The organism is Sphingobacterium sp. LZ11T8 (genome assembly GCF_024261425.1).
Lineage (GTDB): Bacteria > Bacteroidota > Bacteroidia > Sphingobacteriales > Sphingobacteriaceae > Sphingobacterium.
Genome location: NZ_JANBZY010000001.1, coordinates 595,227 through 617,124 on the forward strand (window position 1 = coordinate 595,227; position 21,898 = coordinate 617,124).

21 protein-coding genes are annotated in these 21,898 nt (G+C 41.3%); 8 read left to right on the forward strand and 13 right to left on the reverse strand.

The features are described 5' to 3' along the window. Positions 1-2: 2 nt before the first annotated feature. From NLF99_RS02525 to NLF99_RS02540, 4 genes are all read right to left on the reverse strand, one after another. The gene (locus tag NLF99_RS02525) at positions 3-344 is read right to left on the reverse strand and encodes a TM2 domain-containing protein (RefSeq protein ID WP_093101207.1); all 342 of its coding nucleotides are present in this window, start codon (positions 342-344) and stop codon (positions 3-5) included. Between the two features lie 85 nt (positions 345-429). Then, on the reverse strand, positions 430-1,401 hold the full coding sequence (locus NLF99_RS02530; RefSeq protein WP_254526611.1) for a rhodanese-related sulfurtransferase: 972 nt from the start codon (positions 1,399-1,401) through the stop codon (positions 430-432). Between the two features lie 89 nt (positions 1,402-1,490). Further along, the gene (locus NLF99_RS02535; protein WP_093101203.1) at positions 1,491-1,727 is read right to left on the reverse strand and encodes a DUF3820 family protein; all 237 of its coding nucleotides are present in this window, start codon (positions 1,725-1,727) and stop codon (positions 1,491-1,493) included. Next, positions 1,708-2,460, reverse strand: coding sequence for a glycosyltransferase family 2 protein (locus tag NLF99_RS02540; RefSeq protein WP_254526612.1), 753 nt, complete (start codon positions 2,458-2,460; stop codon positions 1,708-1,710). Before NLF99_RS02540 ends, NLF99_RS02535 begins: the two co-directional genes overlap by 20 nt. A gap of 683 nt (positions 2,461-3,143) precedes the next feature. Between NLF99_RS02540 and NLF99_RS02545 the strand changes: the two genes are divergently transcribed. Beyond that, on the forward strand, positions 3,144-3,836 hold the full coding sequence (locus NLF99_RS02545) for an FkbM family methyltransferase (protein WP_214649507.1): 693 nt from the start codon (positions 3,144-3,146) through the stop codon (positions 3,834-3,836). 2 nt (positions 3,837-3,838) lie between these two features. Here NLF99_RS02545 and NLF99_RS02550 read toward each other — a convergent pair whose 3' ends face one another. Then, positions 3,839-4,756, reverse strand: coding sequence for a sugar transferase (locus tag NLF99_RS02550; protein WP_254526613.1), 918 nt, complete (start codon positions 4,754-4,756; stop codon positions 3,839-3,841). A 124-nt stretch (positions 4,757-4,880) separates the two neighbouring features. Here NLF99_RS02550 and NLF99_RS02555 point away from each other — a divergent pair, with 124 nt between their 5' ends. The 3 genes from NLF99_RS02555 to NLF99_RS02565 are packed head-to-tail and all read left to right on the forward strand — an operon-like array spanning position 4,881 to position 8,807. After that, positions 4,881-6,335 carry a lipopolysaccharide biosynthesis protein gene (locus NLF99_RS02555; RefSeq protein ID WP_254526614.1) on the forward strand — a complete coding sequence of 485 codons (1,455 nt, stop codon included), beginning with the start codon at positions 4,881-4,883 and terminating at the stop codon, positions 6,333-6,335. Then, a complete protein-coding gene (locus NLF99_RS02560; RefSeq protein ID WP_254526615.1) occupies positions 6,335-7,708 on the forward strand; it encodes a hypothetical protein in 1,374 nt (457 codons plus the stop codon). The genes NLF99_RS02555 and NLF99_RS02560 overlap by 1 nt, the downstream gene beginning before the upstream one ends. Next, positions 7,686-8,807 carry a CapA family protein gene (locus NLF99_RS02565; RefSeq protein ID WP_254526616.1) on the forward strand — a complete coding sequence of 374 codons (1,122 nt, stop codon included), beginning with the start codon at positions 7,686-7,688 and terminating at the stop codon, positions 8,805-8,807. Before NLF99_RS02560 ends, NLF99_RS02565 begins: the two co-directional genes overlap by 23 nt. Here the strand turns inward: NLF99_RS02565 and NLF99_RS02570 are convergent. From NLF99_RS02570 to NLF99_RS02585, 4 genes are all read right to left on the reverse strand, one after another. Beyond that, positions 8,804-9,547 (reverse strand): DeoR/GlpR family DNA-binding transcription regulator, encoded by a 744-nt coding sequence (locus tag NLF99_RS02570; RefSeq protein ID WP_185212958.1) that lies wholly within the window; start codon positions 9,545-9,547, stop codon positions 8,804-8,806. The two genes, NLF99_RS02565 and NLF99_RS02570, sit on opposite strands and share 4 nt — an antisense overlap. Before the next feature lie 59 nt (positions 9,548-9,606). Beyond that, on the reverse strand, positions 9,607-10,854 hold the full coding sequence (locus tag NLF99_RS02575) for a hypothetical protein (RefSeq protein WP_254526617.1): 1,248 nt from the start codon (positions 10,852-10,854) through the stop codon (positions 9,607-9,609). Positions 10,855-10,974: 120 nt separating this feature from the next. Next, positions 10,975-11,700 (reverse strand): YebC/PmpR family DNA-binding transcriptional regulator, encoded by a 726-nt coding sequence (locus tag NLF99_RS02580; RefSeq protein WP_093101186.1) that lies wholly within the window; start codon positions 11,698-11,700, stop codon positions 10,975-10,977. A 1-nt stretch (position 11,701) separates the two neighbouring features. Next, positions 11,702-12,652 carry an NAD-dependent epimerase/dehydratase family protein gene (locus NLF99_RS02585; protein WP_185212956.1) on the reverse strand — a complete coding sequence of 317 codons (951 nt, stop codon included), beginning with the start codon at positions 12,650-12,652 and terminating at the stop codon, positions 11,702-11,704. Between the two features lie 371 nt (positions 12,653-13,023). Here NLF99_RS02585 and NLF99_RS02590 point away from each other — a divergent pair, with 371 nt between their 5' ends. Next, a complete protein-coding gene (locus NLF99_RS02590; protein WP_185212955.1) occupies positions 13,024-14,013 on the forward strand; it encodes an aspartate-semialdehyde dehydrogenase in 990 nt (329 codons plus the stop codon). A gap of 349 nt (positions 14,014-14,362) precedes the next feature. On the opposite strand, the gene NLF99_RS02595 is transcribed toward NLF99_RS02590, so the two are convergent. Together NLF99_RS02595 and NLF99_RS02600 are read right to left on the reverse strand one after the other, a co-directional pair. Further along, positions 14,363-15,328 carry a kelch repeat-containing protein gene (locus NLF99_RS02595; protein WP_254526618.1) on the reverse strand — a complete coding sequence of 322 codons (966 nt, stop codon included), beginning with the start codon at positions 15,326-15,328 and terminating at the stop codon, positions 14,363-14,365. Between the two features lie 33 nt (positions 15,329-15,361). Further along, positions 15,362-16,720 (reverse strand): DUF4270 family protein, encoded by a 1,359-nt coding sequence (locus NLF99_RS02600; RefSeq protein WP_254526619.1) that lies wholly within the window; start codon positions 16,718-16,720, stop codon positions 15,362-15,364. Between the two features lie 272 nt (positions 16,721-16,992). On the opposite strand from NLF99_RS02600, the gene NLF99_RS02605 reads away from it, so the two are divergent. From NLF99_RS02605 to pncA, 3 genes are read left to right on the forward strand one after another with little or no spacing between them, the layout of a single operon-like run. Continuing rightward, positions 16,993-18,420 (forward strand): sensor histidine kinase KdpD, encoded by a 1,428-nt coding sequence (locus NLF99_RS02605; RefSeq protein ID WP_254526620.1) that lies wholly within the window; start codon positions 16,993-16,995, stop codon positions 18,418-18,420. A 51-nt stretch (positions 18,421-18,471) separates the two neighbouring features. Beyond that, positions 18,472-19,146, forward strand: a complete 675-nt coding sequence (locus tag NLF99_RS02610) for a response regulator transcription factor (RefSeq protein ID WP_254526621.1) — start codon at positions 18,472-18,474, stop codon at positions 19,144-19,146. 19 nt (positions 19,147-19,165) lie between these two features. Further along, the gene (pncA, locus tag NLF99_RS02615) at positions 19,166-19,756 is read left to right on the forward strand and encodes a bifunctional nicotinamidase/pyrazinamidase (RefSeq protein WP_254526622.1); all 591 of its coding nucleotides are present in this window, start codon (positions 19,166-19,168) and stop codon (positions 19,754-19,756) included. Here the strand turns inward: pncA and NLF99_RS02620 are convergent, their stop codons facing one another. Continuing rightward, complete coding sequence (locus NLF99_RS02620) at positions 19,757-21,193, reverse strand: M28 family peptidase (protein ID WP_185215807.1); 1,437 nt, start codon at positions 21,191-21,193, stop codon at positions 19,757-19,759. A 33-nt stretch (positions 21,194-21,226) separates the two neighbouring features. Next, entirely contained in the window at positions 21,227-21,883 is a 657-nt protein-coding gene (gene trmB / locus NLF99_RS02625) for a tRNA (guanosine(46)-N7)-methyltransferase TrmB (protein ID WP_254526623.1), read from the reverse strand. Positions 21,884-21,898 lie beyond the last annotated feature (15 nt).

Below are 21,898 nucleotides of genomic sequence, written 5' to 3' on the forward strand. Positions count from 1 at the left end.
AATTAATAATTCAAGGAGGTAATCAGTTTTTCGAAATTTTTGGTTTTTGTTGCCCCCATGATCAGGAACCAATCAATGATAGTCCATATTCCCAAACCTCCACAGGTCAATAATTTGGCAATTCCCAAACCGGTATCTCCAATCATAAAGCGGTCAATCCCAAAGGAACCCGCCAAAATGGAAACGATCAAGACAGTAGTTGGATCTTTATATTGTTGGATCTGAACATTCGTGTATTTACTTTCATCCGACCTCGTCAATAGATCCTTGATCTCCATCAATTGATATGATTCAAAAAACTTGTTGTTTGACATTAAAAACATGTCTACTTTCTGACTATCCATTTCGTATTTCCAATTAAGAGTATAATAAAAAATCCATTTAGCTATTGAAAGATAAATGGATTTTTCGAAATATTTTAATAAACTTTTAATTTTTCACCAACTTCTTGTGCTTACGCTTTGAGATTTTATCAATATTGACAGGCTGAGGTACTTTTACATAATAGCCTGTACCGTCATACTCACGTTTCTTCGGATGCGACTTACAGTCGTCAGAACAGCAACCGTCTAATTCCCAGCCACATTCATCACATTGCGTAAAATGCTCATTGCAGATCGGGTTTGCACAGTTGATCATTTTCGAAGTAATTTTCCCACAGTTTTTACATGTTGAAACAACTGTCGGGTTAACCGAATTGACCGGAACTGTAACACGGTTATCAAAAACATAGCATTCCCCTTCAAAATCCTCCCCGCCAGCTTCCTTACCATATTTAATGATACCACCGTGCAATTGATAAACATCCTCAAAACCCTCTTTCAACAATAGAGCAGAAGCTTTTTCACACTTGATACCACCTGTACAATAAGTCAAGATTTTCTTGCCCTTTAGATGTTCCAATTCCTTCACTTTTTCCGGAAACTCACGGAAATTTTCTATATCCAATGTAACAGCGTTCTTAAAACGACCTACATTATGCTCATAATTTGAACGAACGTCAAGGATAACCACATCCTCTTGATCTTTCAACGCCAAGAAATCCTTAGGCTCCAGATGCTTTCCCGTCTGTTTGTTTGGATCGATCACAGATGGATTGCGCAGACCTGAGTGAACAATCTCCTCTTTGTAACGACAATGCATCTTGATGAATGAAAGTTCTTCTACGTCGTCCACCTTGAATTCGGTCTTTGCAAACCTCGGATCCGCATGCACATGCTCCATATACGCCTTACAAGCCTCCGGAGTACCCGAAACCGTACCATTAAGACCTTCATCAGCAACGATGATTCGTCCCAACAAGCCAAGTGATTTACAAAATTCTAGATGATCTTCTGCGAACTTTTCCGCATTCTCGATAGGGCTGTAGCAATAGTACAGCAGTGTTTGATATTGTGCCATATATTCATTGATACCGCTGCAAACGGCGTTTAATGTTTAAAATTATGCTGCAAAGATAAAAAAATTGGACGACCAAAAATTGATATTCATCACTTTTTGACCAATGGCTTTAATAAATACTCCAGACCATTGAGTTTTATTTCATAGAGAGTTTCCAACAGGATCCCGATTTTGCCCGGCGGAAATCCCTTCTGTTTGAACCAAGCCAAATACGGCTCCGGCAAGTTCATCAATAGGTACCCTTGATATTTCCCAAAGGGCATCCTACTGTTGGCCAGTTCAACCAAAAGATTGGGATTTAAAAAATTAGTCTCTTGTTTTGCCATGCTTAAATCGATGTACCAGTAGGCGCATGGCGATAACACCATGGTTGATTAGGTTAGGAACAATACCATAGTATTTCTTAAAGATCTCGTAGCGTTCCTTCAAACTCTGCTTGTGTCGCTGCTGTGACATCCCACCTACCAAATATTTGGCAACATAATCTTTCACATTCACGACTTTGTTCGCTTTTTGGGCAGCTCTGATCACCCAGTCTATATCTGAACTCAATTTGTACTGCAGATCATAGGGAGCTGTCAAGCTGCGCTTGATATAGATGGCCTGATGACAGACATTCATGCCATATTTAAAGGATTGCCAATCGAAATGAGCCGGCGTTTTATGACGACGGTCCCCAATAATCTCACGGTCCTCATTGATCAACTTGGTCTCTCCATAATAGATATCCGCATGGTCTTCATTGCCAAAGATTTTCTCCAAGGTATTGGGAGCAAAAAGTTCATCCCCTGAATTCAGGAACAGCACATAATCGCCCGTAGCAAGGGCCAAGCCTTTGTTCATTGCGTCGTAAATGCCATTATCCTTTTCAGAAACCAAGATATTGATCAAATCCTTATACTCAGCAATGACATCCAGGGTTCCATCCGTAGACTTGCCGTCCACCACAATATATTCGATATTAGGGTAGGTCTGCTGATCTACAGAAGCTAGGGTAAATCCGATATCCCTAACATTATTGTAAACAATGGTAATGATTGAAACCTTAGGATAAGCCATGCTTAAGGGTATTATTAATATTTGTTAACCTTGCAAAAATAGGCATTTGAACGTTAATAACGCAGCGAGGCTGAAATCTTTATCAACATCTTTTGTGTCACCCTGAGGGCTTGCCGAAGGGTGACACAGAAAGGTATAGAAAAACATTTCACCCACGCTGTGGGTTCGCCATTACAAACATCTAATTTCTACAAACATTTCACCCCCGTTGGAGGTTTCTCAATACAAAAATCATACTTCCAGAGGAAGCCCTTTAGCCTCCGGCTCATTTCCAATGGCGGAAAAATGGAAAGAATGCCGTTGCCCCGTGCGATGGGATTGGCCTTGGAATGCTTTCAAAAGATCATCCCTTTGGATGGGAGGATCTTTTGAAAGATATTCCCGACAACAAGGCATTCTTTTCATGTGCGGATGACCGTGCGAAAAAGCCATCTTAAATGAGCCGAAGCGTTTTGGTTACTTTTGCACCTCAAAAGTAACGAAGAGAATTGGTGTCCATGAGCTCCTTCGTCGGTTTGGTTACTTTTGCGCCTCAAAAGTAACATAGAACCCTTCAAAAGGAATCAACATTCATCCACAAAACTGTTAAATGCTCCTAAATTTTTTACCCGTCTTACCTACCTGAAAAAAAATAATTGTACATTGATTGCAAAATACTAACAATTGTAAATTGCTTTGGCCCAATGTCTAAAATCAAGAAAGCTATCTTAAACTATTTCCCGATCCATAAATTTTTCCATGCACGTTCATTTTCACAAGAAGGCGAGGACATGGTCCTTAGAGGTTTTTATGAAGGACGAAAAAACTACAAAGGATTTTATGTAGACGTAGGTGCCCATCACCCCTATAGATTCTCCAACACCATGTACTTCTACAAAAAAGGCTGGCGTGGAATTAACATTGAGCCCTCCCCTGAGGCCATGAAATGGTTCAGATGGTTTAGGACCAAAGATGTCAACCTCAATATTGGCATCAGCGAAAGCCCTCAAGAATTGACTTATTATTGCTTCAACGAACCCGCATTGAACGGATTTTCCCAAGAAATATCTGAAAAAAGAGATGGCCTGAATGCAAAATACCACCTGATAAAGACTATCCCCGTACCAACACTACCTCTAAAAGAGGTTTTGCAAAAGCACCTGCCAAAAGGGAAAAAGATCGACTTCCTTTCTGTTGATGCCGAAGGATTTGACCTGATCGTCTTGAACAGCAATGATTGGCAACAGTTTAGACCTAGCTTTGTCCTAGTTGAAGAAGAACTCTCCATTGCTGACCTGGATAAATCTGAAGTCTTTCAATTGATGCTCGACAAAGGATACGCTTTAGTAGCAAAAACCAAAAGGACTTTATTCTTTAAGAATTTAGAAGAGAAATAAACTTACAGCTTTCGCATCTTACGCTCCAACATCTTCTTTTCTATAAATTTCGCTAACCTTTCAAAAAAGGTTCCCTTGCGATTTTTATAGAAATGCTTGATGGCCTGGAATGCCAAAGGATCTTCTTCGATGATCACCGGGAATTTGCGGACAGGCTTTTTAGAAAGCTCTACCCGATAGACCTTATCAACATCCGAATGGGTTCCAGATCCGTCTGTTCCCGTGTTTTGGACAAATGAAAACCTGGGATACAAGACCAGTCCACCTTTGTTGAAAACCGACAGGTACCAACGGATTGCCCAGGAATTGATTTTGCCGGCCTTGAATTGTTTGACCTGCTTCCAGAAATTCTCGGAGTTATCCACGCTAAAGGCTTTCTTTTGTTTACGGGTAAAATCCTTGGTCAACTCCTCAATATCGGGATTGAAATGTTGCCAGGCCCTATCCCATGTTGCCCAGCCCCAACTATTGGCTACCCGGAAGAAAAAAGATTGTGGCAGTTTCTTGGGCTTATCCACTGGATACATATAGCCCGAAATCTCCATCACCTTTTCCTGATCTTGATAATGGTTGAGCGCATCATTGAAGTATTGAAGGGCAAAACTGGAGGTTTCCAGGTCATCCTCCAGAACGATGATTCTTCCATGTTTCTGCAGCACCTGGGTTACCCCTTCGATGATACTGTTGGCAAGTCCCTTGTTTTGGGAGCGTTCGATGATATAGATATGCTTAAACTTCCAAGGTTCACGGATGATGGAACGTACTTGGTTGACAGCCTCGATATCTTGGGCCGTTTTTGCCCCATCTGAAAAAATGTATATATCGGATTGCTCCGCCAAACTGTTGGCCTCAAGAGCGGATAATGTCTTACGGGTATGAACAGGTCTATTGTAAACAAATAAAGCGATTGGTGCTAGCATGTGAAAAGGAAAATCAATCTATTCTAAATCAAATATATGAGTAAATCTCGTAATGCATTAAGTATAATGCTTTTTTCTTATGCTGTACAAGAATCTTTCCTAAATTTGTTGATTAATCCAATACATGAGCGAAAACACGAAAAACATCACCATCAATGGGCTATTCTGGAATACCTTGGATCGATTCGGCAATCAGGCCATCGTTACCATCGTCGCGATCATTACGGCCAGGATCATAAGCCCCGATGAGTTTGCTGTGATCGCTGCCCTGGCGATATTTTCCATTATTGCGACTACCTTTGTAGATAGTGGATTGGCGACTTCGTTGGTCAGGACCAAGGTAGTGGATGAATTGGACTATTCTTCCATGTTCATCTTCAACCTCTCCGTAAGTGCCATTATCTACCTGATCCTCTATTTTGCATCCCCATATATCGAAAGATACTACAATATCCCAGGCCTTGCCCTTTATGCTAGGGTCTTGTTCCTGCAGATTATTATCCAATCCTTTAGTATTGTACAATACGTAAAGATCCTCAAGAAGTTTCAATTCCATTTAACGACCAGGATCAATGTATTGGCCGTCCTTTTTGCCGGTATTATTGTGATCATTGTTGCCCTATTGGGCTATGGAGTATGGGCATTGATTTTACAACCCCTTTTGTACACCCTGTTCAGGACGGTAATGCTATGGATGTGGGGTGATTGGAAAGTAAATTTCGCATTCAGTGGAGCATCCTTAAAAAAGCATCTTTCGTTCTCCCTTTCCTTTATGGTTTCAAACATGTTGGGCAAGGTACTCTCTCCTTTTTATGCCTCCTTTATCGGCAAATTTTATACTCCTGCTCAGGTAGGATACTATTACCAAGGTAATAAATGGGGAGAAACAGCAGGGCAGACCATTACCGCTATTTTGCAGGGAACGACCCTGTCTACCTTGACCCCTATCCAAGACGACCTCCCAAGGTACTTGAATGCCAGCAGAAAAACATTGACTAGCCTTGCATTCGCTTTGATGCCAATCAGTTTTCTGGCCATTGCAGTGGCTAAACCAGGTTTTGTTTTCTTCCTAACGGACACCTGGGTATCATCGATACTGCTGTTCCAAATATTATGTTTCGCCAGTATCTTCACTTCATTGACCGATCTGAATGCGAACTTCCTGAATATCAAGGGGCGCTCTAAACTTTTCCTGATCTTGGAAATCACCAAGGTTTCCTTGGCCATCATTACCCTGTTTTTCACCTACAGACATGGTTTGGTCATGATTGCTCTTGGACTCGTTGCCGTCAGGATCATTTGCTATATTATTGCAGCAGTCATGAGCGGTAGGGTTTATGGCTACAACCTGTTCATGCAGGTCAAAGACCTTTTGCCGACGACCCTGATTTCCATCATAGCGGCTGGAGTGGCTTATTTACCGCTCTTTTTTAACCTAATACCGAATTACTTGCTACTCATCATAGTACAAAGCCTTATATTCGTAGTTATTTATGTTGGAGCCAATCATCTGATCAAAAATGATATCTGGTTGGAAATCTTGGGCATGTTAAAGAAGAAATTAGCGAAAAAATCTTAATGGAAGTTGCAAAAGGAAATTGGGTAGGTTATCAAACTGTATTCTATAATCTTAAGACCGGAAGACACAGTCAGGACATCAATGAGGTCATTGATTATGCCAATCTGGAAATTGACCCAGAAGGCTTAGCAGCTTATCTAGATTTTGGCTATAGCGTATTTGGACATACCCCAGTCAAAGACGTACGATACTTATTGCCCAACCAGGTTTTAATTCTTGAAAACGGGAATCTCTCCATAAAAGAGACTAATGATGACACCTTAAAGCTGTTGGGCAAGAAATCCCATGAGGATGATGTCTTACATAAACTAAGCTCCGCATTAAATAATTGGGCGGATGGATTTAAAGATGATATCTTGATTCCGACCAGTGGTGGATTTGATTCAAGGCTGATGAATGTCCTGTTGAAGGACAGGAACAGGATCCATGCCTATACCTATGGCACCTCCTTAAATCAGGACGAATCACGCGAGGCCGTTTATGCCGGTCTGCTTTCCAAAAGATTGCACACAAAATGGAATAGGATTCCCCTAGGCAAGTTCAATGTCTATATGGATCAATGGTATGATCAATTTGGTCCTGCCGTTGCTGCCTCTGGCACTTACCATATGGAATTCTATGACAAGATCAAACAATTGGAGGCAGGCAACCCAATGCAGCTTCTTAGCGGAATTATCGGTGATGCCTGGGCAGGAGCAGTCAAAGTTCCCATGATAGATAGCGCTGCCTCTTACCGTACTCTTGGGTACACCCATGGCATGAGCGCTGATTCCAAGTTAGCCATGAATATTGACTATAGTGGCATTGTCGAGCCTATTTATGATCGACAGAAAGAATATTTAGATTCCCCTGAATATCGTATCATCACCGCCATGCGGACCAAGATGATGATGTTGCAATATTTAATATCTGTGCCGGCCAAAATGGGCTATCCAGGCTATTCTCCTTTCGTCGATGAGGACATTGCCATTTCCATGCTGAACCTTCCCCAGGAAAGAAGGGAAAATCGTGCTTGGCAAAGGGATTTCTTTAGAAAAAACAACCTCCTGTTCGAAGAGGAAAAACATAGATATACCTATCAGAATTCACTCAATTATTACGCTCTGCTGAACGAAACCTTGACCCCTTTAGATATAAATCTATTGAAGGAATGCCTGATCCCTGAATACTTAAGCTGGATCAACCAAAAGGTCATGCATATCGGCAGAAAGGAAAAAATCTTCCAAACTTTGATGCATACCCCTAAGGTTAAGGGCGTTTTGAAATTATTAGGTGCAAAAAACGATTTATTGGAAGCTTATTTTGCTTATATTACAATCAAACCGATTGAAACTTTATTGAGAAAAAGAAATGCAAGCAACATCCAAGCATAAGTTTGTCTTTGTTGGAGATATTGTCTGTGAAAAAGCACCACAATTCTCTCCTAGCCTTAAGGAATTATTTAAATCTGCTGACCTAAAATCATGCAATTTTGAAGCCCCTATCCAAGGCGTTGGACAGCCGATCCATAAAACAGGTCCCCTGGTCGCCCAAAACAAAAACGCTCCAACCTGGCTGCAAGCACTCGGTTTCAATTGCTTTTCATTAGCTAACAACCATATCTATGATTTTGGCGAAGAAGCCCTGCTCAAAACGATTGATCTATTTCCCCGTCAGGAAATCTTAGGTGTGGGTTCTGAAGAAGAGGCTTATGGCTTAAAAACCTGGACTTTTGATGACATAAAGTATGGCTTCTTGGCTTATGGAGAAAATGGGTATGGCGCATTGAATGGCGACCGGTTGGTCGGTCATGCTTGGGTCAATGCCAAACGGGTAAACGCCGATATCCAACAATACCGAAAACAGGTGGATATCCTGATCGTACAAATCCATGCTGGGGTGGAACTATTGGATGTGCCTATTCCGGAATGGAAGGAACGCTATAAGGAATTGATTGATTTAGGTGTTGATGTCATCATCGCACACCATCCCCATGTCGTTCAGGGCATAGAAGAATATAACGGTAAATTGATCGCCTATAGCCTTGGTAACTTTTATTTTGAATATCCTGCAAATCACCCGCAATGGAACGTAGGCGGCGTACTGGAACTGGAATTCGAAAACAAGAAGCTGAGCAAGCACTTCCTCCATATTGTAGAAAAGAAAAAGCATCTGGTGGAATTGAAGGACGAAAAATTGTCCGCAGACTTTGTTAAGCCGCTCTCTGCCAAGTTGGCAAATGAAGAGTATGTGGAATATGTCAATAAAAAGGCTGTTGAAGAATGGAAGAAACACCATGCTTCCTACTATGCCAAACCATTTAACGGTCTGGCGGGATACAGTGTCTTTAAGCTACTGAAACACGCAAAGAGAACGCTATTCAACCGCAGGATAAACTATAACCTGCTTTGGCACAACCTCTTTATCGAAAGCAACAAATGGCTCGTTGAGAGAGCCATTCGTGTAAAGACCTTTGGAAAAAAACCAAATTAAATAATGGTTATCTGTTTACTGAATTCTTCTAGACTTGGATGTTTAGGATTTAAGTCCGTAATGAGATAAGTAATATCTTTTAATGGGCAAACCCTAAGCTTTTGGTTGGAATTTAATTTCTCGACAATACTCAGTACCCCTAATTTCTGCGAACATTTGATCATCGCTTTCTTGATCTGAACAACTTCCCAATCGGAATCGGTTACCCCCTCTTCTACAGAAAGACTGTTCGTCCCCAACAGACATAGATCGACCTTGATATCTGATAACTCATTGATTACCTGCGACCCTGACACAACATTCGTGTTCCTGGAAAGCTTTCCTCCCAAAAGGAAGACCTCTAGGTTCTCCTTCTCCGCCAACTCCAATGCGACTAAAGGACTGATCGTGAAAAAGGTACACTGAACATCTTTTGGAACCAAACGTGCCAATTCAATCATACTGGTTCCCCCTCCGACCAAGATGGTCATTCCACTTTGAATCAACGATATAGCCTTGGAAGCAATCTCTTTTTTAGCTTCTTTGGCATAAACATTCCCCTCTTGGAAGGGATATTGAAAAGACTTAGATAATGCACCTCCATATACCTTCAAAACTTTACCACTCTCCGCCAACTCGTTCAAATCACGACGAATGGTATCTTCCGAAACATTCAGCTGAACGCTCAGATCTGAGGATAAAACTTTATTATGTATGTTGATTTGGTGTATTATATAGGCTTGCCTTTCTTCTTTTAACATAATTTATACGCGCTTTTGAAATTAAAAATATAAAATAAATGGGATTATCCATATTCTTTCTAATCCTCCTTATCTTTTTGATCTGATGATTTCCTAGCCACAAAACGCGGCTTGAAACCTACTGGTTTTGTTGTTTGGGTAGATGGTTCTTCAGTTGGAGCACTTGATTGCTCAGGATGGGGATCCTTGTCCTCCTGGTTAGTTGTCGTTTTGGTAACACCAGCCTTAAACCTTGGTTTAAAGCCAGTAGGCTTAGATGTATTTTCTTCTGCAAGTTTATCTTCTGTAACATCTGTTGCAGGTTGATCTTCCTGTAGCTTATTTTTAGGTTCGGAATCCGAAGAGGAGCCCTCTTTCTCCTCCAGCTTTTTAGGCAGGTTCGCCGCCTTAAACCTTGGCGTAAAGCCTTTTGGTTTAGCAGGAGAAGCAGCATTCTTGTTTTCCTCAGCATTTTCTACCGATGTTTCCGCTTGGGCTTCTTCCGGCTTTTCTTCTTCTACTTTTTTAGGTAGGTTCGTTGCTTTATATCTTGGCGTAAAGCATTTTGGTTTCGCAGGAACTACAGCCTCCTTGTTCTCCTCAGCATTTTCTGCCGATGTTTCCCCTTGGGCTTCTTCCGGCTTTCCTTCCTCTACTTTTTTAGGTAGGTTCGATGCTTTAAACCTTGGCGTAAAGCCTTTTGGTTTCGCAGGAGCAACAGCCTCCTTGTTTTCTACAGCATTTTCTGCCGATGTCTCCGCTTGGGCTTCTTCCGGCTTTTCTTCTTCGACCTTTTTAGGTAGGTTAGTTGCTTTAAACCTTGGCGTAAAGCCTTTTGGCTTGGCTACGGTCTCCTCAGCCTCTTTAATCGCTTCAGTTGCCTTATCCACTTCAATGCTGCCGCTTAGGTCATCCTGTTTTTCGGGAGGAGCAGCGGCCTTAAAACGAGGCTTAAAGCCTGTCGGCGCTTTGGCAGCTGGATTGGTCTCTGTTTCTTCCGTTGACTTCTCTTCAACAGGTTTGACAGCAGCTTTAAATTTAGGACGGAATCCTGCTGGTTTGGCAGCGGCTGGCGCAGTGCTGCTAGGTGCAGCTGTAGAAGATGCTTCTGCTTTGATTTCGGCTTTCTTCGGTTCCGAGATTTCGATCTCCTTCAAGAGGTAATCTTTCCTTAGCCTATTGAACCAGAACTTCTTGCTGTGATCAAAACTCTTTTCACCCATCAAAGCATAATCTCTATCAAATTCTTGATAAAGTTCAGGCTTCGCTTTTTGCAAAGCATTGATGTCAATTTTCTTTTTCGTGAAAAACTCGGTGAACGAAAGCATATACAAATGTATACATTTAGACCAAAAAACGCACAGGAACTGAACTTTCTTCAAATCCCCCCGTATTAAAACAGAAAAAGAGGGCGAGCCCTCTTTTATGTTTTAATATCCTGATCTGGATTAGTCCATGTTGTGATATACCGCTTGTACGTCATCATCTTCTTCGATCTTATCGATCAATTTTAGGACGTCAGCAGCTTGCTCTTCAGACAGGGTCGTATGCGATAAAGCTATACGTTCTGTTTTTGCGGAAGAAACTTCAATCCCTTTTTCTTCTAAAAGGCGTTGCATGTTTCCAAAGTCCTCAAAGGAAGTTTGTACCACGATAATATCGTTTCCTTCCTCATCAGCCTCCACATATAATTCTTCCAGACCTCCGTCGATTAATTCCAACTCAAGTTCTTCCACATCGAGCTCATCGGTAGCCGGAAAGCGGAATACAGATTTCCTTTGAAAGATAAAATCCAGGGATCCGGTTTTACCTAGGGATCCACCAGCTTTGGTAAAATAACTTCTAACATTTGCTACTGTTCTGTTGGTATTATCAGTAGCGGTTTCGATCAATACAGGAACTCCATGAGGACCGTATCCTTCGTATACAAATTCTTCGTAACCTTTTGAATCCTTCTCAGAGGCTCTTTTAATAGCCGCTTCCACACGATCCTTCGGCATGTTCACTGCCTTAGCATTTTGGATTGCGGTACGTAAGCGGGAATTGTTCTCCGGGTGAGGACCGCCTTCTTTTACTGCGATTGCAATTTCTTTTCCAAGACGCGTAAATTGAACGGCCATTTTGGCCCAGCGTTTAAATTTTCTTTCTTTTCTAAATTCGAAAGCTCTACCCATTTTATTTTAGTTTTGTTTTAAGATTCTCCAGCATGTCTTGTGCCATCCCTGCCAGATCAAATGTCGGCTTCCAGCCCCAATCTGCTCTTGCTTGATCATCATTGATGCTCTTTGGCCATGAATCAGCAATTGCTTGACGCGGATCATTGTCTGAATAGGAGATTTCAAAATTAGGGAGAATTTTTTTAATTTCTTCAGCAATTTCTGTCGGAGTAAAACTAACCCCCGCAAGATTGTAGCTGGAACGGATCGTCAAACCCGCTGATGGTGCGTCCATTAACTCAATGGTCCCTCGAACCGCATCATCCATGTACAACATCGGCAACTCAGTTCCTGCATTCAGGAAGGAAGTGTATTTCCCTTGGCGGATTGCCTCAAAAAAGATATGGACTGCATAGTCCGTGGTACCTCCTCCTGGTTCGGTTCGCCAAGAGATAATGCCCGGATAACGAACACTGCGGATATCCAAACCATATTTGTTATGATAATATTCACATAAACGCTCTCCAGCCAATTTACTGATTCCATAAATGCTATTCGGATCCATCACACAATATTGAGGCGTGTTCTCTTTTGGTGAATGTGGGCCAAATACGGCAATCGAGCTAGGCCAGAAGATCTTCTTGATCCCCAACTCCACCGCTAGGTCCAATACATTCAAGAGACCGTTCATGTTCAGGTCCCAAGCTTTTTGTGGGTATTGCTCACCAGTAGCCGATAGCATCGCTGCCAATAAATAGATCTGGGTAGGTTTATATTTTAGGATCAAAGCTTTGATCGCTTCTTTGTCCAATACATTCAATGTTTCAAAGATCTCACCGTCGGCAATCTCTTTGGGTTCGCGTATATCTGAGGTGATAACATTTTCGTTTCCGAACTTGATTCGCAATGCTGCAGCTAACTCTGAACCAATCTGACCATTGGCTCCGATCATCAATATGACTTCTTTCATTATAGAAATGATAGTTTTATAAATTTAGTTATTTCAAGAACTTCTAAAATAATATGGCGAAATTACCAATTAAATGCCTGAATATGATGTTTCCCAGCATTTTGCGCAAACGTATGATTTAATTTTTTACATTCAAAAAGCATTCGGCCGTTTACGCTCTGTAAAACCAATTTTTCAATGAAACATTGTCAACGAAAACCCAATTTACCTGAACGTTTTACATCAAAAGACAAATCTTGTTGAACTTTATTCCATCATAGTGATAATCAATTATTAAAAGCGAAAATATTCCAAAAATGTTCAGGTTTATTTAGTATGTTTGTTACCTTAAGAAAATCAATAATAATTAAAATTTAAAGCAAATATTATTTATGAAAGTTGCAGTAGTAGGCGCGACTGGTCTAGTCGGGTCAGAAATGTTGACAGTGTTAGCGGAACGTAATTTCCCGGTTACAGAATTGATTCCTGTTGCTTCTGAAAGAAGTAAGGGTAAGGAAATCGAATTCAAGGGAAAGAAGTATAAGGTCGTGACTGCATCTGAAGCTATTGCTCTTAAACCTGATGTAGCCCTTTTCTCTGCTGGCGGCAGCACTTCTACGGAATATGCTCCCCTATTCGCGGAAGCTGGAATTACCGTTATCGACAATTCATCCGCTTGGCGTATGGACCCGAGCAAGAAATTGATCGTGCCTGAAGTAAATGGCGATGTATTGACTGCTGAAGACAAAATCATTGCAAACCCAAACTGTTCAACCATTCAAATGGTTGTCGTTATGAAGCCTTTGCATGAAAAATATAAAATCAAACGTGTTGTCGTATCTACTTACCAATCCGTAACCGGTACGGGCGTAAAAGCTGTTGATCAATTGATGAACGAGCGTAATGGCGTGGAAGGCGAAAAAGCTTATCCTTACCAGATCGACCTGAACGTAATTCCTCATATCGATGTATTCCAGGACAATGGATACACGAAAGAGGAAATGAAGATGATCCAAGAAACCAACAAGATCATGGGCGACGATTCCATCAAGGTTACGGCTACAACCGTACGTATCCCTGTAATCGGTGGTCACTCTGAATCGGTAAACATCGAGTTTGAAAACGAATTCGACTTGGCGGATGTACGTGCAGCCCTTGAAGCGCAAGAAGGTGTAGTGGTGGTAGATAATCCTGCCAACCTAGAATACCCAATGCCTAAAGATGCACACGGCAAGGACGAAGTATTCGTTGGTCGAATCCGTAGAGATGAGACCCAAGAGAAAACATTGAACCTATGGGTAGTTGCCGACAACCTTCGTAAAGGTGCGGCAACCAATGCGGTTCAAGTTGCAGAACTTTTATCTGCTAAAGGACTTATCTAAAAAATACTAGATCATTCAAGATTTAAGAGAAGTGGTAACCCGATAAAGGTTGCCACTTTTCTTTTATCCATAGCCAACTCAATCGGACATTACTGGAGGCTTTGAAACCCATATTATCCAAAAAAAATGGAGCTGTGGCTTCGGGGATTGTTTTGGTCTCATTCGAGACATATTCGGAAAATTCGGAATGTGTCTCGAATGAGACCAAACTTTATCCAGTATGTACCCCTCAAAAAAAGACCTCCTGAAAATAGGTCATTTCTTGGTTAACAACGGGGAATGAAAAGCTAAGTTCAATAAAAAAGGGATGACCTATAGGCCATCCCTTTTCTATCGTTATATAAAAATATTATCTAACTGGAGTGAACACGTAAGTGTCATCGAAGAAAGAGCCAGTTCCAGAATTACCAGTACTGATGTAACCTTTTCCTTTGATTGCGAAAGCAACTGATTTTTCACGAGCTGAAGGGATAGATTCGCTACCATCAGACCACGCGTTTTCAGCTGGATTATATTTCCATACTGTACTTACAACACCAGTTTGAGAGCGTCCTGAAACTACATAACCATTGCTGCCAATAGTAAATGCACTTGCATTAACGCGTCTTGCATCTTTGTTATCTTCAGTAAGGGATTTTTTCTTTTCCCATTTAGTACCATCAAATGAATAGAAATCATTTGTTGGAACACCATTGGAAATACCTCCACCTACATAAGCTACATTATTGATCACGAATGCATAAGCACCCATTTTCTTGTTGCTGAATGAAGTAGCAATTTCAGTCCATTTATCTGTAGCTGGATCATATTTATAGAAATCTGAGAAAGTCTCATCGGTAGCATTATTACCACCTAATCCTACGTATGCTGCATTACCTAAAGTAAATGCAACTGCAGAATGACGAGCATCACCTGGGAAATCAGCAATTTTTTTCCATGCATTAGTTGCAGGGTCATACTGATAAAAATCTTTTAGAGGTCCGGAAGTAACACCGTCATTTCCAAAACCTAATCCTACATATCCTTTTCCAGCAACTGCAAAGCCAACTCCACTATGTCTTTTAGGGCCAGTGAATTCTGCTTTTTTAGTCCAAGAAGTACCGTCGAATGAATAAGAGTCACTTAATAACTCATTATTTTTCATTTGTCCACCCACTAAATAAGCTACGTCATTGATTGTAAATGTTGCAGCACCATTTCTTGGTTTACCTGTTAGAACGATAGATGTTTCCCATTCAGTTGGACCAGTATCTGTATCTGTTGATTCCTCTTTTTTACATGAGTTAAATGTAGTAATTGCGAAGGCTCCTATCAAAAGTAGTACAAGCCAATTTCTCTTATTCATAGACTATTTAAATTTTGTATATACGATATTTAATTTAACTTTCGGTTCATTGTTTTGTGTCGCCAAAACGCTGGTATAAGGTGTAAAACCTAGACCTGCGGTCGGGAACATGGATAAGAATAAAGATTTATTACCCCATTCTGCATCCGTGGTATTTTTAATATACTCAATCATATTAAAAGTATACCTACCTTTTTTTCCTAAATTATCTGATTTAATGTATTGCGCAAATTGAGGGTCCCTTCCAAATGGCTGATGCACATAAGAAAGCGGAATCCTATTATCAGCAATCATTAATATTGGGTTTGGAATAGCTGGCATATAACCGGTATGCAAGGTTTCCAATTCAATAATCAGTTCTGCTTTATTGACAGCCAGTCCCTGTTGGGCCAAGAATTCCTTTAATGCAGGAAACTTGATTTCAGTAACAACACCTGTTCCACCTTGTAAATAGGTGATTCCAGCCGTATTCTTGCTCTCAAGGGCTTTGGTTGAACTCAATCCTTCAAATACTGTCCCCTGTACATCCTTGTCAAATTGATTGTACTGGAAAGCCTTTTCGGTCATGTTTAACACTTTAGATCCGGTCTTCTTGAAACCATCCGACCCTAGGTAGGAATAGTTAACCTTAACCTGTAGGGTGTCAGAGAAGCCGATAATCGCTGTATTCGTTTCCGCAGAAACCAAACTCAAGCCTTTAAAGTATTCTTGGAAATTGGAAGCTGAATTGAATGCGATATCAGAAGCTTTGATCTTGTTGAAGAACTCCGTACCCAACGCATCATTCAAGCGAATGGAAACCGTATCCTTCTTCGACTTCTTAGGCAAGAACTTTACAGAACCCAATTCATTTGCTGAATAGCTGACCTTTTGATGGCCAAAAATAGCCGGTCCAGTGATATAAAATGGATTTGGCTGCCCATTGAATGAATTATCTATAGTTTTTGTTTCTAAAGATTGGGTCAATCGGTGTGCAGAAATGGTCTGAAGTTTCGTGGTATCACCATATGCAATCCTCCAATAACTTGGTACCAACACTAAGTTTAAGGAGTCAAATTTGGCATTTGTTGGGATATCACTGGTTATACCTGTAGGGTTTAGTCGGAAATATGAAGTAGACTTCAAACTACCAGTGGTTGGTTGTGAAACTTTACCTACCAAGACCACTCCGCTACCTGAGGTAGGGATATTTGGCATCTGCAAGGTGGAAACGGTAGCACTCAGCGTATCATCTGAGGTTACGTTTAGGTTATCAAGATTGTCGTTATCCAACGAGATTGACATATCCTTATCACAACTTACTGTAAAGAGTGCACTTAAACCAAGAGTAGCAAAAAGAATAATTCGTAATTGTTTAATCATAAAATCATTAGTCTAGCAAAAGTATGGATTGCAGAAGTTTATCCCATGTTATTAAATGTTAAAATACACATCCAAAAACATGATTAATGGACTCAATTGACTTCTTCCATGAAAAATCTTTTGTAAGCAGCATAAATCTATTGAGCAAATAACGTATTATTAAGCAGAAATGCGACAATTTAAGTAGCACTTTGTTAATCAGTGTTATAATTTGTTAAAAGCCCACCAATATTTATGCGGAGCAAATCTACTAATTTAAATTTGTTTTAATTATGTTAAAAAAGTATAAAATATTGCTTGCTTCTATTGTCCTCACCATCGCTGGGATTATCGTTGTGCTGGGTTTTTGGTTATTTGGAAGTTATTTCGGCCATAAACAGTTCTTTTTGGGGATGACCGAACATGAGCTATTTGATGTGGTTCAGGACTTTTACAGCGAAAACGAGGAGCAAATCCAGAAGGAAAACCAAAATCAACGTAAGGACAGAATTGATAGGCTATCCATTGCTTTTAAGGAAAAATATCCGCAAATAAATGTAGATACCATAAAAAGCATCTTCGAGAACCAGAATTTCAACCGCAAGAACGATCGACAGAACGGAAGTGACTCCACAGGCAATTCCAAGAGCAAGATGAGCCGGCATTTTATTTCATCCTATGTCGTGCGTACCATCAATTGGAACGAGGCTACCATTGACTCCTTGCAGATTCGCCTGGAAAAATCATTAAGGGAAAGGGACATGTACTCGCCTTTTATATTGCAGATATCAAATCTGCCCAATGAAGAGGAGCGCAATAAGGAATTTTACCACCAACGCTATAAGGAAAGTAAATCTAGGCCCATTGTAATCGACCAAAGCGAAAACCTTTATCTCGAAGTGGATTACATCAATCCTACTGTTTACCTATTAAAGCAGATCGGTTGGCAGCTTTTCTTCTCATTAATGTTGATCATTGCGTTGATCGGAACATTCTGGACCCTGTTGGTGACCATCCGCAAACAGAACCAATTGGCCAAGATGCGGAAGGCCTTTGTGAACAACATGACCCATGAGCTAAAGACACCTGTCTCAACGGTAATGGCTGCCATAGAGTCTCTACAGCGTTATGGCGCAAAGGATGACAAAGAACGGATGAATAGGTACCTATCGATTTCCCGTCAGGAACTGGAGCACCTCTCTGACATGATAGAAAGGGTGTTGCAGGTGGATGTCGCTGAAACTAACGGCGTCTTGCTCGAAAAGACTTGGTTTGATCTCGACAACTTGATCGATGAATCGATGGAGAACGCTAAACTGTTTGCCAAAAAGGAAGTAGATATCCAAAAAACGCTTACCGGAGACTCCTTCCAAATCTTTGCGGATCAAGCCCATATCAAAAATGTCATCAACAACCTGCTCGACAATGCCATCAAGTATGCTGGAGATCAGGTAAAAATAAATATCGCCCTTTCTGAAAACGGTGACAGATACACACTTTCCATACAAGATAATGGCATAGGAATTCCTAAAGCCTATCAAAAAGGGGTGTTCGACCTGTTCTTCCGCGTGCCATCCGGCAACATTCACAATGTGAAAGGCTTCGGACTAGGCCTTGCCTATGTAAAGCAAATCGTACAGCAACATCAAGGGACTATCGATTTGAGCAGCGAAGAGGCAGTTGGCAGTACTTTTGTTATAGATTTACCAAAGCAGTCCTAATTCGATTGAAGGAAACGGATGTAATTTGATTAGCCAATTCAATTTAGGGAAATGACAAACATCTTATATGTAGAAGACGAGGAAAGCCTGGCCATGATTGTTTCTGACAGTTTGGAGGAACATGGTTTTGAAGTTCGGCATGTGCTGAATGGACAGCAGGCTATTGTATTCCATAACAAGTACAAACCGGATATTATTGTATTGGATGTGATGATGCCTATCATGGATGGATTCACGACGGCAAAGGAGATCAGGAAGAACGACCTCCTCACACCCATTATTTTCCTGACTGCGATGACGCAGACGGAAGATGTGGTCAAGGGCTTTAAATTAGGAGCTAACGACTATATTCGGAAACCTTTTAAAATCGAGGAACTGATTGTCCGGATCGAGGCTGCGCTCAAAAAGGTGGGACAAAGCATGTCCCCTAGCAAATTGATTCTCGGAAATTACACCCTCGATAGTGCAAAAAACACCCTCAGCATTGGGGATTCCACCGAAAAGCTCTCCTATAGGGAATCTGAACTGCTGAAGAGACTGATCGAAAACAAGGATAAGGTTGTCCCGCGAGACGAAATTATCCGTACCTATTGGAGCAATGACACGTATTTCACCGGTCGTAGCTTGGATGTGTTCATCAGCCGCATCCGGAAATACCTCGCTCAGGATGAACGGATCAAGATCAGCAATATCCGTGGAGTTGGTTATATGCTGTCGGTCGATTAATTTTTATTACATTAGAACTATGAAGGCACTGATTATTGTAGATGTTCAATACGATTTTTTACCGGGCGGATCATTGGAAGTAGCTAAAGGCGATGAAATCCTCCCTATTATAAACAGTATCCAAAAAGATTACGATTTAGTGGTTGCAACGCAGGATTGGCACCCCCAAGAACACCTGAGCTTTGCTAGCAAACACGAAGGCAAATTGCCGTTTGAGGTCATTGATCTGGATGGCCTTGAACAAGTCCTATGGCCAGATCATTGCGTGCAGGAAAGCTATGGCGCACAGATATCTGAAGATCTAGATAGCAGCCGAATTGAGGCCATCTTTAGAAAAGGCATGGACCCCAGAGTTGATAGCTATAGCGGTTTCTATGATAACGGCAAAAGGAAAGACACGGGACTGGCAGGTTACTTGAAGGCAAGAAAGATCGACGAAGTGCATGTATGTGGATTAGCGGCAGACTTCTGCGTATTCTTTACGGCAATGGATGCTATTTCGGAAGGTTTCAAGACCAGCATTATTTCCAAGGCAACAAAAGCGATAGATAAAGGTGCTTTCATGGAAAAGAAAAACACCTTTATCCAGGCAGGGGGTTCATTAATCTAATTATTTCCCCCAACGCCATTCTCCTGAGATCATTAGAGGCTCTTTCAACCCTTTAGATTCCAAGAATTTCACAATTTCATCATCCGAAAAACGTTGTGCTGGGATTGCTTTGGCATTGGCCAAGGCATATAGGTAGGCTGCACCTACTTTCACGGTCTGCTCCAATCCCTTTTTATCCACTAGGCTGAAAACGTCATTGTCAGAATGGTAATATAAGCCGGCATTGTTAGGCAACTTGCCTCCTGTTGCAGATCCTGTAGGGATCCCTTGCATCATAAATGGCTGGTGATCGCTGTGCAATCCTGCCCCTGAGGCATTTTTATTCTTAAAATCGGTATCCACTTCGGCATATACTCCGCCAAAGGAGTCCAATAAAGGCATCATTTCATCTCTACTTGTCGAGAATCCTGTAGGCGCATTGGTCATATCAAAGTTCAACATATATTTGATCTGACCCAAGGTCCCATTCTTGATGGCTTCAGCTACATAGGCTTTTGAACCTAACAAACCTTGTTCCTCGCCCATAAAGAGGACGAAATCAATGGAACGCTTTGGTTTTAGGTTCAGCTTTTTGAAAGTTCTTGCCATATCAATAATCGCATAGGATCCCAAACCATTGTCAATAGCTCCGGTCGCTAGGTCCCAACTGTCTAGGTGGCCCCCAATAACGATCTTTTCTTCGGGCAGCTCAGAACCTTTAATGGAAACAATAATATTCCTGGCCGTTGCTTCCTCCGCCTTATTGCGCATATTGATTTCGGCCTTTACCTTTTCTTTGGCTAAGGTCTCTTTCCATTTCATACCATCCTCCAAACCGATACAGATCGCTGGGATATCGATCAATTTCCCGGTAATGGAAGCTGTACCAGTCAGCAGTACATTGCCCTTGACACTGTTGATAAATACAATCCCTTTAGCACCATATTTCTCAGCTAAGGCTGTCTTTTCGGAACGGTGTAGATTTTTTAGGTTCTCTCCAGAATTAGGGAGAATGTGCAGGTAGACCAAGGCAATTTTCCCTTTGACTTGATCGCCAACCTTTTGATAGTCGGCCTCCAGCCCATTGCCTAGATCGACTAAATCCGCGGTGATATCGACCTTGACAGGAGAATGCGCCAAAGAAACGGTCGGCACCTCGCTGTTGTTGAGCTTGAGGTGCAACGATTCACGAGCCCAGCTCTGCGCGGAAAACGGTTGGTATTGGACCTCATAACCATAGGACTTCAGGAGGTTGAACACATGCTCTTCGGCTTTCTTGCCCTGTTCAGAACCCGTTAAGCGATGTCCTAGGTTTTCGGTACTGTATTTTAAACGTTCATAGGCTTCCGAATTGGTATTGATATCTTCATAAATACGCTGGAAGTCGGTTTTCAGATTATCTTGTGCTGATGCAAACTGATAACTTAATAAAAGGCAGATTAGGTAAATTCTTTTCATAATAAATGAATTTACGAAATCATTCTTAATTCGCTATGATTTTGCGAATTTCCATTGCACGTAATTGATGTTTTTATCTTCCGCCAAATACTTTTTCTCATAGTAGGTCTTGATGGACAGCACCTCATCCACTAAATCTGAATGATATAGGTCTTTGGTTTCCTTCAGTTTTGGCAAGCCCTGTAGGTCGATTTGCTCCAATGTATAAGCGAAGAAGCCATCGTTATCCGTTTTAAGGTGCATGATACCCTCTGGCACCAGGATCTCTTTATATCTTTCCAAAAATACCGGATTTGTCAAGCGCTTCTTTTCACGGCTATCCTGAGGTTGCGGGTCAGGGAAGGTAATCCAGATCTCAGAGACTTCTCCCTTTTCAAAATGTTCCAAGATGGTCTCGATCTGAATCCTCAGAAAACCAACATTATCAATGCCTTCTTCTAGGGCAGTCTTAGCACCACGCCAGATCCTGTTCCCTTTATAGTCAATACCAATAAAATTCTTTTCAGGAAACAATTTCGCAAGGTTTACGGTGTATTCACCCTTACCGCACGCCAACTCCAAGATCAAAGGCTTCTCATTCTGGAAGAAATCCTTTGCCCATTTACCCTTATATTCTTTTCCTGCATCCAGCTGTACCACATTCTTAAAAGTGGATACTTCAGCGAATTTTCTTAGTTTATCCTTACCCATAGCTGATAATTAAGT